This window comes from Komagataeibacter xylinus NBRC 15237, assembly GCF_001571345.1.
Classification (GTDB): Bacteria; Pseudomonadota; Alphaproteobacteria; order Acetobacterales; family Acetobacteraceae; genus Komagataeibacter; species Komagataeibacter xylinus.
Genome location: NZ_BCTP01000012.1, coordinates 40,785 through 54,586, shown reverse-complemented (window position 1 = coordinate 54,586; position 13,802 = coordinate 40,785). Strand labels below are relative to the sequence as shown.

Below are 13,802 nucleotides of genomic sequence, written 5' to 3'. Positions count from 1 at the left end.
CCGCAGCAGGGGTGAGAACGCCAGCCGTCATGACAGACAGCGAGGGAACGGATCTGCGGCATGATGACCCTGTCACACGCGCAGACGTGTGAGGGCATTGGCGTGTTCTCTTGCTATGATCAGCGCCCTGATAACACGGACGGACATTGTCATGCAGGACGATACCCTTTTTTCACTTGCCGGAAGACGCGCACTTGTGACCGGAGCCTCTCGTGGCATTGGCCTGACCCTGGCCCGTGGCCTTGGCCGCTATGGGGCGAAAATTGTGCTGAATGGCCGCCATCCCCAACCACTGGAGGCCGCCCGCGCCATGCTGGAACGCGAAGGGGTGGAGGCTGCGATTGCCCCTTTTGACGTGACGGATCAGGACGCCGTCATTGCAGGGGTTGAAAAGATAGAGGCCGAATGCGGACCGATTGATATCCTGATCAACAACGCGGGCATCCAGCGCCGTGCGCCGCTGGACCAGTTCAGCCGGGCGGACTGGGATGCCCTGATCGCTACGAACCTTAACGCGGTTTTCTTTGTCGGGCAGGCCGTAGCAAAGCATATGCTGCCGCGTGGGCAGGGGAAAATCGTCAATATCTGTTCGGTGCAGAGCGAACTGGCACGCCCGGGCATCGCGCCCTATACCGCGACCAAGGGGGCGGTCAAAAACCTGACCAAGGGCATGGCAACGGACTGGGCGCGTCACGGCCTGCAGGTCAACGGGCTTGCACCGGGTTATTTCAAAACGGAAATGAATGAAAAGCTGGTAGCCGACCAGGCCTTCACCCAGTGGCTGTGCCAGCGCACGCCTGCTGGCCGGTGGGGGAATGTGGAGGAACTTGTCGGGGCGGCTGTTTTTCTATCTTCCGATGCCTCTAGTTTCGTCAATGGGCACGTGCTCATGGTTGACGGGGGCATAACCGCTTCCGTGTAGACAAAAAGCGGACTTCCTGCCCATTTCCGCCACCATGTCCGGGAGGAAATGGGTAGCCTCTTGTCACGTGCTCAGGGAGAGCAGGATCTTGGCGGCCTGCCTGCGGTCTGGCGCAAGGGCAAAGGCTGCGGCAAAATTGGCCAGGGAAAACTGCTGGGTGACCAGAATATCGGCAATTTCGGGCCGTTCAGCCAGTAAGGCCAGGGCTGCATCGAATTCGGTATCGAAACGCAACGTTCCTCTGAAATCGAGTTCACGGTTGATGATCTGGGCAATCGGCACGGGGATGTCACCTGGTGGGAACATGCCAACCTGCACCAGTATGCCGCCCCGCCGTGTGCGGGCTATGGCCGCAGGCAGGGCGGCTGGCACGCCCGTAGCCTCAAACAGGATATCGAATTCTTCTTCCACTGCGGCATGGCGAGTGTTGTAGCACCTGCTGGCACCCAGCCGGGTTGCGCACTGGAGTGGAAAATCCTCCAGGTCGGTTACCACAATCCGTCCTGCCCCGTGATGGACTAGCCCCGCCACGATTAACAGCCCGATTGGGCCTGCCCCCTGCACCATCACGCTGCGGTCGCGCACATCGCCTGCGCGCGCAATGGCATGCAGGGCGACGGATAATGGTTCGGCAAGGCAGGCCTGGCGGAGAGTCAGGCCGGGGGGAAGGGTATGGAGCTGTGTCGCCTTGACAGTCATCGCCCGCCGGAAGCCGCCATCGGTATGGGGATCACGTGCAGCACTTCCCAAAAACTGCATGTTACGACACAGATTGCGCTGTTTCCGCGCGCATTCGGGGCAGTGACCACACGGCTGGGCCGGGTGAATGGCAACGGCCTCGCCAACGGAAAAACCTTTCACATCGCGGCCCAGCGCGCCAATCGTGCCCGAGACTTCATGCCCCAGAACCATGGGGGCATGCAGAATGGATGCGCCAACGCCCCCATGCGCAAAATAATGCAGGTCCGAGCCGCATATGCCGCCCCAGGCCATATTCACCTGCACTTCATCAGGGCCGGGTGGTAGCAGGGGAGTTGGGTCCAGCCGCAGGTCATGCGGCGCATGGATCACCAGTGCCTCAGTCAGGCAGGAACCGACGTTGTTATGACTTGCTTCAGTATACACGTTCAGAATGCTCCCCGCCTGTAAACAGGGCTGTCGCTTTGTCGGGACAGGTTGAGCCGGCATGACGGCCTTGACAGGGCATGGCAAAGGGTAAGGGTTCTGCCCGCTCTAACGAGACAGCAGACAGTCTGGTTTCCGCCATGAAAAGAATGATGTGCGCCGCCTTCGTATCCGTGGCTGATCCGGGGCAGGTTTTATAATGCCGTGCGATAGGGCGCGATGCCGCGTCCCTCATTGTTGACATCAACCCGGTGGCCAACCATGGGCAGGGCGCGGTGATGACAGTTCTCGCGGGTGCACGCACGGCATCCCGGCCCGATGGGAATGATCATCTGCGGGTCATTCAGGTCCAGCCCTGCGGAATAGATAAGGTGCTCAGCATCGGCAATGGAGCAGCCCAGAACCACGGCAGTCAGGCGCGGACGGTCAAGGTAGGAGATGCTGCTGCGCCCGACCGTGCGGGCTATGTTGAGATAAAGCGCGCCATCGGTGGTCTGTGATAGCTGGACCTGCACCTGCTGGGGCGTGCTGAATGCACGGAAAATGTTCCATAATGGGCACGGACCGCCGAAGCGGGACTGGGTAAAGCGGTTCGCACTGAAACTCTTGAGGATATTGCCAGCAATATCCGTCTTGAGAAAGTAAAAGGGTATGCCCTGGCTTCCCGGGCGTTGCATGGTACTGAGCCGATGGCACGCCTGCTCGAAACTGACCCCGAAATGGCGCTGCAGCCGTTCCAGGTCATGGCGGACCTCACGTGCGGTTATCCGAAAACGCTCATAAGGCAGGAGCAATGCCCCGGCAAAATAATTGGTCAGATAGACACGCGCCAGTCCCCGTGCCTCACTTTCGCGCAGGCGGGAGCGGCGGATGGTGCGTGCAAACACGGCCTGATGCTCGATCTGTCCCAGCGCCTGCGCCATCCAGAACGTACTGCTTTCCGCCGGGAGGATGCGCGAAAGGAAGATGGTGCGTGCCCGCCGGTCCATCCGCCACATCAGGCCCCGCTGCCCCAGGCTGAGATCGGTTTCCGTGCGTATGCCATGATGGTCCAGAAGATAGCGGGTAAGCTGTTCGCGGGGGCTTCCTTCATCAAGCCGTATCATCTCGAACTGGCGTTCCGCCGTGCGGTCTACTTCATCAAAATAGTTGCGCTGGAACTGCACCCAGTCATTGACGGCCTCATAAGGTTCCACCCGATCGGGGGCATCATCCTGTCTGGCGGGCGATGGCGCGACCGCGCCGACCAGTGGGGCCGCCGTGTGTTCCTGCCGTAGCAGATAGGCACGATAGAGCCGCACAAACTGGGCGCATAGATCAGGTGCTGCGCGCATGGCGGCCTGGATACTGTCGAGCCTGATGCCGTCCGTATCGAATACGGGGTCGGTCAGTATTTCACGTAGTGCCTGTATGCCCCGTGTTTCTTCAGTATCACTGAAATAATCCGCCCCTACCGAAAAGATGTCGCACAGGGCACCAAGCAAAGGCAGGGGCAGGGGGCGTATGTCATGTTCGATCTGGTTAAGGTAACTGGCTGATATGCCCAGCCGCAGCGCCAGCGCGCTCTGTGTCATGCTCACACGGTTGCGTTGATGACGGATGCGTGACCCGGTGAAGGTTTTGGTGGCGGCTTTTTTCATCTTCGCAACCTTTGCAATTCGCGGCGCGGCGTTCGCCCCTTTAAACGGCAAAACATCTTCCGCCCGCAACCGGGATTTGTCACAGTCCGTGGTAACAAAAGCAAACAAGAGCACATCCTATGAAATGCCATGACGGGGCGCAGCCCCATACCGACAACAGCTTTTTGTGGAACCGGACCGCGCGGGTGACGGCCATCCGCTTCGGTTCCCGGTTGTGGCACGGCGCGCGTATCCGCCAGGTCGGCACACATCCGTCATCGCGTTTTTTCGCGTAAAGCACACGTCGCCTCTCTTTTAATTTATGACTGCATCGCGCGTGATCCGTGCCGGAGCAGTTGAACAATGGGGAACAGGTCCATGATCAGCAGGACTTATGACAACGTGTTCGTTCTGCCTGCCATCCATGCGCGGCAGCACCCTATTCAACCGGCCGCTCATGCAGTCTCGCTGCCTGTCGACCCGCTGCGGCAATATGCCTCGCCCATGCTGAATATCTCTGCCTTGTGCATTGACCGTCATCTCGGCGATCATGCGGACAGGGCCGCGATAATCTGGCCGGGATCAGGCGCGCGGCCTGAGGAACGGGTTTCCTGTCAGGCACTGCATGAGCACGTCTGCCGTCTTGCAAATGCCCTGCTGGACCAGGGCGTGCAGCGCGGTGACAGGGTTGCGATCCATATGCCGTTGATGATGGAAAGTATCGTTGCAGTACTGGCCTGTATCCGTATCGGTGCGGTGCATGTCGTGCTGGCCGGCGTATCGGATGTTCCTGCCCTTGCCGAACGGCTGGCGCAATGTGGCGCTGTTGTCGTTCTGACAGATATTGAAACAGGCGGCATAGAGGGTTCCGTATCGTCAAAGGCCAGACTGGACAGCGCTCTGGCCATTGCCGGTGCCCGCTGCCGGGTGCAGATGGTTCTGGTCGTGGCCCGCGCCGCGGCAGATGTGCCGATGAAGCCGGGCCGCGACCATTTTTATGATGCAGTGGTGGATTGGTACGAGCCTGATTTTCCGCCTGCGGTCATGTTTGCGGATGAGCCGCTGTTTCTTCTTTATCCATCGCACCGGTCAGGTCGGGAGCGGGGGGTGTCCTATACGGTCGGGGAGTACAGCCGCTTGACCAGCTACGCCATGGAAATGCTGGCCCCACAGGGCAACGAAGAAATTCCTTACAGTCTCCTTAACATGGCGTGGAATGCGGGCCAGACTGCACTTGTGGTCAGCGTTCTGGCAAAAGGGAGCACCATTGCGGCCCCCGGCGATGGCCTTCAGCCCCAAAATGGCTGACCTGGACGGGCTCCGTTCACGATTTTGTTTTCAACCTGACAAAACTGGTTCGGTAGGGCAGCGTTTTCAGTCAAGCGTCACCGGTTACTGGTGCGTTGAAATAAACAATAAATAAAAATTCAACATTTGGTTGTTTCCCATACCTGATGCCACAAGACACGCCCCCTGTGGGGGAAGCGTGCCCATTATGGAGAGGGCCTGCAATTGTCCCTGATCATCCAATGAACAGTCCTATCGGTTGGGGCCTGATTGGCGCAAGCAATGTTGCCCGGCAATGGATTGTCGATGCCATTCGTGCGCAGCCAGACAGCCAGATCCTGAACGTGCTAAGTTCGAGCGAAGAGCGCGGCGCCCGGTTTGCCACGGAAAACGGCATCCCTGCCTACACGACGGATATCGACGCGATCCTGACAGACGGAAACGTGGATGCCGTCTATATCAGCACCGCCAACCAGTTCCATTGTAGCCAGACACTGGCGGCAGCCAGTGCCGGAAAAAACATCCTGTGCGAAAAACCGGTTGCCCTTGGTATTGATGATGCCCGGAAAATGATCGCTGCCTGCCATGATGCGGGCGTGGTCCTGGCGGTCAATCATCACTTGCGCTGCAATGCCATGCACCAGAAACTGCGGCAGCTTCTGGAAGCGGGGGAGATCGGCCGGCTCAATGCCGTGCGGGTCTTTCATGCCAATTTCCTGCCTCAGGCCCTGCAGGGGTGGCGTATCAACGACCCCAACGGGGGCGGGCTGATACTCGACAGCACGATCCATGACATCGACACGCTGCGTTTCCTGATCGGCAGCAACCCGACACATGTCATGGCCATGACCCAGAGCGGTCGCCTTGCCCATGATGGCGTGGAGGACGGCATCATGGTGATCATGCGCTTTCCAGGCGATGTCCTGGTCCAGATCCATGGTTCCTATACCGTCCCCTTCTCTGAAGGTGGGGTGGAGTTCTATGGCAGCAATGGTGTCCTGATCGGTCGGGACTGCATGAGCCAGCGGGCCGCGGGGCGGCTGTTCATGCGCAATGCCGATGGTGAAAAGGAAATACCGGTTCACCATCACAATCTCTATCACTACGCCCTTGCCGCATTCAGCAATGCGGTGCGTGGCACGGGGCAACCCGCCGCGACCGGCGAAGATGGCCTTGCTGCACTGGCCATAGCGCTGGCCATTCGTGAATCGGCCCTTACGGGCCGTCAGGTCGAAGTGGAAATTCCATGACACAAGCAGCATTCGGGGCCATCGGCGCAGATGGCCGGATAATGTCTCCCCCGGTTCGCCTTGCCCTGACGGTAAGCGAACTGCGTCGCGCGGCATGGACATGCTCGTTGGGAAGTGCGCTTGAATATTATGACTTCGCACTCTACAGCCTGGCATCGGCACTGGTTTTCGGGCCGCTCTTTTTTCCTTCGGCCACGCCGGTCACAAGTCTTATCGCCAGTTTCGCAACCTATTTTGTAGGCTTTGCCGTACGCCCGATTGGCGGGATCGTGTTCGGTCGGCTAGGCGACCATATCGGTCGCAAGAAGGTCCTGCTGATGACCATAACCCTTATGGGTCTGGCCAGCACGGGTATCGGCCTGATCCCGACCTACCAGACAATAGGGATATGGGCCCCCATCCTGCTCATTACGGCCCGGATGCTCCAGGGGCTTGGGGCAGGGGCGGAACAGGCCGGCGCCGCCGTGATGATGACGGAATATGCCCCTGTGGGTCAGCGCGGGTTCTATGCCTCGCTGCCATTCCTCGGCATCCAGATCGGCACTATCATCGCAGCCGTGGTCTATTGCAGCCTTCTGTTCGGGGTGACGGACATCACGCATTCATGGATATGGCGGCTGCCGTTTCTGGTCAGTGCCGTAATTCTTGTGGTTGCGCTTTATATGCGCCTCAAGCTTCGGGAATCTCCTACTTTCGAAGTAATCCAGCGCAAGGTGGCGGAAGAACGTGAATCGCTTTTCTCCCTCATCCAGGGCTCGTGGCGCACGATTTTGGCCGGGATTGGCGTGAGAATGGCCGAAAATGGCGGTTCCTCCATCTATCAGGTTCTGGCGATCAGCTATCTTGTCAACACTATGGGCCTGGGCGGACTGCTGGGCACGACATCCCTGATAACGGCTGCGGTAATCGGCGGCTTTACCGTGCCGATTGCCGGGCGGCTGAGTGACCGTTTCGGGCGGATCAGGGTCTACCGCGCCTTTGCCATCCTGCAGGCCATCACGGCGTTGCCGGTATGGTATGCCTTCAGCACCGGCCGTCCGCTACCTGCCATTATCGCGCTGTCCATCGCCCTTGGGGTAACCACCTGGGGCATGTTCGGCACGCAGGCCGCCATGCTGCCGGAAATGTTTGGCGCTCGGCACCGGTACATGGCCGTATCGCTGGCGCGTGAAGTCTCGGCCGTGATTGCAGGTGGCATAACGCCCCTTATCGGATCATGCATTATCAGGTGGGTGGCAAGCTTTTCGCCATCCGCGGCGCATCCCGGCCAGATGTCGTGGCTGCCAATTGCAGGTTATGTCGTTTTTCTTGCGGGCATCACCATTGGCACAACTTATTTCATTCCCGAATGCCGTAACCGTGACCTCGTTGCGCAGAACGACATTCTATAGTTGTTTTTTATTTCATTATGGAAAGTGCAGACCGAAACCGTTTTTGTCGGGCATGATACCGAAATTATGGCCCGATTTCCCGCTATTGGCAGTGTAAGTGCCCATTTTGCTTGAACTGGAAACCTGAAATCATGAAACCTGAAATCCTGCTGATTGAACCCATGATGCCCGAAATCGAGAAGCAGCTTGATGCTGCCTATACCGTGCATCGTTTTACCTCGGTTGCACAATTGAAAGAGAGTGCGGGCAGGATACGCGGTATTGCGACAGGCGGCGCGACTGGCGTGCCTGAAGCCGTCATGGACAGCCTGCCTGCCCTCGAGATCATTGCCATAAACGGGATCGGCACGGACGCTGTGGATCTGAAAAAAGCCAGGCAGCGCGATATCCATGTCACCACCACGCCGGGTGTCCTGACCGATGATGTGGCGGATATGGCCATGGGGCTTGTCCTGTCGCTTCTGCGCGGGCTGCCCTCAGGGGATCGGTATGTTCGTGACGGGGCCTGGGGGCATAAACCCGCTCTGCCGCTCGGGCGCAAGGTAACCGGCAGGAAGCTCGGGATCATAGGCATGGGCCGGGTGGGGCGTGCGATTGCGCATCGCGCCCAGGCTTTTGCCATGCCTGTATCCTATACCGACCTGCGGGATTTTGAACTGGAGGGTTATGCTTTTGTGCCTGATCTGCTGACATTGGCACGGGGTAGCGACATTCTGGTCATCGCGGCATCGGGTGGTGCGGGATCGCGGCATCTGGTCAACCGGGAGATTATGGAAGCGCTGGGGGCCGATGGTTTTCTGGTCAATGTCGCCCGCGGTTCGGTCGTGGATGAACAGGCGCTGATACAGGTGCTTGATGCGGAAAAACTCGGTGGAGCGGCGTTGGACGTGTTCGAGCATGAACCCCGATGTACCTGCGCCGCTCCGCCATTCTGCCCGTGCGGTACTGCAGCCTCATCGTGCCAGCGCAACCGTGGAAACGCGGCTGGCCATGGGAGAACTGGTCATAAAAAATCTTGCTGCCCATTTTGCGGATCAGTCATTGCTGACTGCCGTGATCTGAACTGGCGTACTGCTTGTGTGGGATACGTCCGCAGTCAGGCGTATCTTACACATATTGAAGACATCCCTGCGGGCAGGGCGGCTTTAGGCATCTATTTTTCCGGAATGTCGTGATTAAATATTCATGCAATGAATATTTGTTTGATAAACAATAAGTGCGACAGGAACATGGTGGATGCGTGCGTTATTGACGGTTATCATGGAATTATATTGTCAAAAACATGTTTCTAGAACAAAATCCTGGCTCGTCATTGTCATCGCGGGTATGTTTCTATGCAGTCAAGCAACAGCGCAGACTTTTCAGGATAACTCTAATAGTGACGCCAGGCTCCGTGTGGCGACACCACTCATGGCCCATCCGTCAAACGGGCCTATGGTTCCGCCATTTTCCCGGCCGGAAGCCCTGTTTACAGACCCATTCGGCATGACATCATGGCTACGCACGCGTGGCATTGTCTTGACTATGGATAACACAAATGAATTCACGGCCGCCATTTCAAGTCCAACGCCCGGCCACCCGGATTACAAGCAGGGGGCAAGTAACGCAGGGCAGATGAATACCGCTCTTCACATCAACTGGGAAAAGGTTATTGGTCTGAAAGGCTTTGCCACCCATACGCTTTTTACCAGTCGCTATGGCACGACCGCCAACCGCATGATGGGAGACTGGCTTGCACACTCATCGGAAATATACGGGGGAGGGGGCAATGTTGTCGTTCATCTGGTTACGGCATATGGGGAGGAAAACCTGCTCGGTGGTCGCGTCAGTATTGCCGGGGGGAGGTTGACTGAAATGAGTGAATTCAGCGCCAGTTCGCTTTTCTGCAATTTTCAGAATAACGGTTTTTGCGGGCGCCCCAAGGCGGCGATCGATAATCAGTATATTACGTCCTATCCGGCCGGAGAGTGGGGCTTTCGTGTGCGTGGCCGTCCATCACGTTACATTTATATACAGGCCGGTGTCTATTTTGCCGAACGTGGAATTTACGCCAACAGCCAGCACAGGACCGGGTTTCATTTTAATTCATCCAATATTGTAGGGCAGCTTGCGCCGATTGAGCTGGGTTGGGAGCCCCTGCTGGGCCACCAGCATAAACTGCCGGGACATTACAAGATTGGCGGCCAGGTGATCTCCGCTCCCAACCCTGACAATTACTATGATGCTCAGGGTCAGCCTTATGCCCTTTCTGGCAGGGCGGCCCGCACTCATCAGCAGACATGGAGCACATGGTTTGAAATTGACCAGAAGCTCCTCCGCCATTCCTATTCCAATGCCGAAGGCGGGCTGACGGCAATGACCGGAATAATCTATAATGATCCGCGTACCTCATTGCGTAATTACGAAACATATGTGGCATTTGTGGACCGTGGTTTTATCAGAAGTCGCCCCTATGATTCGTTTGGTGTCGTCATGACCTATGTAAAAATTGCGCCTGGTGTTTCAGATACGGATATGCTGGATCTCAGCATGATCCCCGCTAAAACGGCGCCAAACCATGCCACGGGTGTCCAGGGACACGTAACGGTATTTGAGGCAAACTACCAGATTCATGTCATGCGCGGCGTAGTGTTTGCGCCAGACTTCCAGATCTATTTCCATCCCAATGCACAGAAAAACCTGAAGAACGTGGAGTTCATTGGGTTCAAGTCGCAGATACAGATTTTATAACCAGACTGCGGATCGTATCTGTTCTGTATGGAATTCCGCGATGTTGCAAAAACCTGGACATCCGTGATCTGAAAAGATCTGGTAGTTGGAACTTGTCGATTTTCAAAGTAAGCAACACCCTTTGTTGTAATTTTATTCTGTCTAGTTTTAAGGTAAGGAATATAAAATTCCATGATTGTTAACGTGATCGAATGTATCAAGCGGGAATAAAATTATGCCATCCATTTTACTGGATTTATTTATCCTATTTCTGTCAGGATGTCGATGTCTTGAATGCTGATCGGGTCAGTAACGGTTATCTATCGCTTCTTTGCCGGTCGAGACAGGCCTGGGTCGATCATTTTCTCATGATAATATTCGGTAGGATAGGCAATGTATGACATGGGGCAGGATATGGTTTCATTCTCGCATAGGTTTGGTGAGGCGGGACGACCGTGCGTGCTGATTGTTATGGGGGTATCAGGTTGTGGCAAGAGTACACTTGCCCAACTGATAGCCGAACGAATGGGCTGGTCCCTTATCGAAGGTGACGACCTGCATCCTCCTGCCAATATTGCCCTCATGAGCAAGGGCATTCCGTTGACCGATATGGATCGCGCACCATGGCTTGATCTGATTGCTGGCCGGATACAGTCATGGCGCGATGCAGGCCAGTGTGGCATCGTGACGTGCTCGTCGCTCAAGCGCAGTTACCGCAGGCAGATTGGCGGCGACAGCGCGGATGTCTGTTTTGTCTACCTTAAAGGCAGCAGGGAGGACATCATGCCCCGCCTTTCCCAGCGAACCGGACATTTCATGCCGGTTGCCATGCTCGACAGTCAGTTCGCCACGCTGGAGGAACCCGACATGCATGAAGAAGTGGTCATGGTGCTGGATGTCAACGCCCCGCAGGCGCAACTTGCTGAACTGGCCTGTGCACATCTGGCCCAGCTTTCTCTTTAAAAATAAGGCGCGCCGTTGCCATGCTTCTGACGGAAAGCCAGATAAGCGATTATTACGGCGCCCACATGCTGCTTCCAGTCCTGCCGGATACTCACCATCTGATTGCGAATAAGGGTTATGACAGTACCTGCTTCCATGAGATGGAGGGTTCGAAGAACCGTTGATGAAGACCTTTCTGCCTGATTTTGGGTTCGCGGGCTGGTATTGAAGGCTCTGGATGATGATTGTCGTTCTGCGTTTTGAGCAGAGAGAGTTGCATGCTCTGGATTGTGCTACGCGGCGGCGTTAATCCGCTCCAGGAGGAGAATGGACTTGTCCCATTCGACGATCTGGCGGGCCTCCATCGAGGCAGGCTTAATGGGCACAAGTCCAAATTTTCTTTATCCATAAATAAAATAGATCCTGCGTATTGCTGCTACAGTCCTGCTTCTCCCATAAAGACCGAGACAATCTTGCGGTAGGTCCGCTGCAAGAAGCTGGTGGCGGTGGCGTGTATGCGGGCCATTCCCCTGATGCGCCGCCTGATTGGTGGCAGCGGCCCATCAGGCAGGATAATAACCTGATAAACCGCTTCTTCCGGCACGAGCCGGTGGCTGGTCTCGTCCCGGTGTGCCTTGATATGTCCACCATAAAGGGAGGCCTGTTCCAGCGCATCGATTTCAGGGACTGATGCTACCGAAATCGACTGTACATGCCCCGTAATCTGCTTGGCACCAGGGCTATCGGTCATAAAACTGGCCTCTGCTCCGGGCTGTATGAAGCTGATGTCCGTTTCATACACATATGCTTCAATAGTGGCGTGGTCTCTGGTTATGATTGAGCCAATATAATCATGCTGTTTCAATGTATCACCGACATGGATTTCCGGTGGAACATCCACCAGCATGCCGTCAAAGGGTGCGGTGAGGGTCAATTGCCTTATCGCGGCTTCAGCCCGCAGGCGCTCGGCTGTTTCCTGCTCGATCCTGTCACGCGTATCATCAAGCGAGGCGGTATCTTCCACGCCAAACAGTCGTTCCGACAATGTGGCCTCCAGCGTTGCCAGTCGTGCAATTGATACGGCACGGTCATGATCAAGCTGGGGAGAGCGGAGTTCGGCCACGGTCTCGCCTGCCCGTACCAGGCTGCCTGTGGGCAGCAGGCGCACCACCTGGCCAGGGTCCTGCGTGTAAAGCATGCTCTGCCCTTTCGCCCGCAATACGGCAGGCGCGCGAACAGTGTGGCTCCATGGCAGTAAAAGAAGGGCAATCAATATGGCAAACGCCGCACCCGTAATGTGTACGCGGCGGCTACCGGGGGCATGCAGGGCCTGGCGTGCCCACTGCGCCAGCTCTCCCATGATGGGGCGGGCAATAAAGAACCAGATTTCAATGCCCATCAGAACCACGCCCAGCGCGGGAAAAACCGCATGATAGACAACCAGTGCAATCCCGGTGAACAGGAAAAAACGATAAAGCCATGTTGCCATGCTGTAGCCGGTCAGCATGAGCCCCCGATATGTGGGAAAGACTTCGGGCGGGGGCGTATCCATGCCAAACAGGAACTTTCGGGTGCGCCAGCGTGTCCACGCAAAGGCGCGTTCCTGCAGGTTGGGAATGCCCATGAGGTCGGAAAGAATATAATACCCGTCAAACCGCATCAGCGGGCTGAGATTGACCGACAGGGTGAGGATCCATGTCGAACTGCTTAACGTAAACAGGCCATCACGCAGCGGGCCATCGGGTATGACGCTCCAGATAATGGTGGCCAGCGTGGCCAGCATGATTTCGGCCACCATGCCGGCACAGTCGATCACCAGCCGGTCACGCGCACGGACCAGTCGCCATGCATCGGTGGTATCGGTCCATAAAACAGGGCACAGGACCAGAAAGGCCACCCCCATGGCAGGCACCCGGCAGCCAAAATGCCGTGCCGCGATGCCGTGGCCCAGTTCATGCACCATCTTGCTGCATGTCAGCGCCAGGGCAATGCCGATTGCGCCCTGCGGCGTGATGAGATGCATGAACCCCGCAGCGTAAAGGCTCCATTGCTGCACGACCAGAATGACCGCCAACCCCACTGCCAGTGCCAGCCCGATGCAGAACCTGCGGGTAAAAAGCCAGTCCGTTAGCGGCACGCAGCGTTTGAGAACGGGATCGGGATTGCACAGCCTTACCCGCAGGAAAAGATAATGATGCAGGATCCATGACAGCAAGGGCGGCCTGCGCGCCTGCCGGGCCAGCAAAGCGGTGTCTGCGCTGGTCTGCGCCGTCGTCAGCCCGGCCTGTTGCAGGAAGGCGGCAAAGGCCGTGACATCGGCCGACTGCGTATCAAACGTGGTCTGCTCATGCACAATGCGGGCAATCGTGTCCGGGTCAGCCAGGTCCCAGCGTTGCAGGATTTCCATTTCCATGCTGCCAAGGCGCACGTAACGGTGGCGGGCGGGGTCATAGAGGCTCCATGTGGGCGCGCCGGTCACGACGGGGCCCCGTAACAGCTCAAGGTCATCACGCAGGGCAGGCCAGGGGGCGGGGGTGCTCATGCGTCGTCTGCCGGG

At 57.1% G+C, this 13,802-nt stretch carries 10 protein-coding genes and 1 pseudogene; 8 read left to right on the top strand and 3 right to left on the bottom strand.

All coding sequences use genetic code 11. The features are described 5' to 3' along the window. The first annotated feature begins 115 nt into the window (after nucleotides 1–115). A complete protein-coding gene (locus GXY01S_RS07085; protein WP_061273536.1) occupies nucleotides 116–922 on the top strand; it encodes an SDR family oxidoreductase in 807 nt (268 codons plus the stop codon). A gap of 63 nt (nucleotides 923–985) precedes the next feature. Here GXY01S_RS07085 and GXY01S_RS07080 read toward each other — a convergent pair whose 3' ends face one another. Both GXY01S_RS07080 and GXY01S_RS07075 read right to left on the bottom strand, forming a co-directional pair. Further along, nucleotides 986–2,047: an L-idonate 5-dehydrogenase gene (locus GXY01S_RS07080; RefSeq protein ID WP_174520926.1), complete on the bottom strand. Its 1,062-nt coding sequence runs from the start codon at nucleotides 2,045–2,047 to the stop codon at nucleotides 986–988. 194 nt (nucleotides 2,048–2,241) lie between these two features. Further along, entirely contained in the window at nucleotides 2,242–3,687 is a 1,446-nt protein-coding gene (locus GXY01S_RS07075; protein ID WP_061273531.1) for a helix-turn-helix transcriptional regulator, read from the bottom strand. Between GXY01S_RS07075 and GXY01S_RS18505 the strand changes: the two genes are divergently transcribed. From GXY01S_RS18505 to GXY01S_RS07045, 7 genes and pseudogenes are all read left to right on the top strand, one after another. Continuing rightward, on the top strand, nucleotides 3,647–3,820 hold the full coding sequence (locus tag GXY01S_RS18505) for a hypothetical protein (RefSeq protein ID WP_165165580.1): 174 nt from the start codon (nucleotides 3,647–3,649) through the stop codon (nucleotides 3,818–3,820). The genes GXY01S_RS07075 and GXY01S_RS18505 overlap by 41 nt on opposite strands. Nucleotides 3,821–4,044: 224 nt before the next feature. Then, nucleotides 4,045–4,974: an AMP-binding protein gene (locus GXY01S_RS07070; protein WP_061273529.1), complete on the top strand. Its 930-nt coding sequence runs from the start codon at nucleotides 4,045–4,047 to the stop codon at nucleotides 4,972–4,974. A 221-nt stretch (nucleotides 4,975–5,195) separates the two neighbouring features. Beyond that, nucleotides 5,196–6,203 carry a Gfo/Idh/MocA family protein gene (locus GXY01S_RS07065; RefSeq protein WP_061273527.1) on the top strand — a complete coding sequence of 336 codons (1,008 nt, stop codon included), beginning with the start codon at nucleotides 5,196–5,198 and terminating at the stop codon, nucleotides 6,201–6,203. Nucleotides 6,204–6,244: 41 nt separating this feature from the next. Continuing rightward, entirely contained in the window at nucleotides 6,245–7,594 is a 1,350-nt protein-coding gene (locus GXY01S_RS07060; RefSeq protein ID WP_255210379.1) for an MFS transporter, read from the top strand. Nucleotides 7,595–7,725: 131 nt separating this feature from the next. Continuing rightward, nucleotides 7,726–8,656, top strand: a pseudogene (locus tag GXY01S_RS07055) (2-hydroxyacid dehydrogenase). A 174-nt stretch (nucleotides 8,657–8,830) separates the two neighbouring features. After that, on the top strand, nucleotides 8,831–10,324 hold the full coding sequence (locus GXY01S_RS07050) for a carbohydrate porin (protein WP_242501358.1): 1,494 nt from the start codon (nucleotides 8,831–8,833) through the stop codon (nucleotides 10,322–10,324). Nucleotides 10,325–10,696: 372 nt separating this feature from the next. Continuing rightward, nucleotides 10,697–11,266: a gluconokinase gene (locus GXY01S_RS07045; RefSeq protein WP_061273521.1), complete on the top strand. Its 570-nt coding sequence runs from the start codon at nucleotides 10,697–10,699 to the stop codon at nucleotides 11,264–11,266. Nucleotides 11,267–11,681: 415 nt separating this feature from the next. On the opposite strand, the gene GXY01S_RS07040 is transcribed toward GXY01S_RS07045, so the two are convergent. Continuing rightward, nucleotides 11,682–13,787 (bottom strand): HlyD family efflux transporter periplasmic adaptor subunit, encoded by a 2,106-nt coding sequence (locus tag GXY01S_RS07040; RefSeq protein ID WP_061273519.1) that lies wholly within the window; start codon nucleotides 13,785–13,787, stop codon nucleotides 11,682–11,684. Nucleotides 13,788–13,802: the final 15 nt, after the last annotated feature.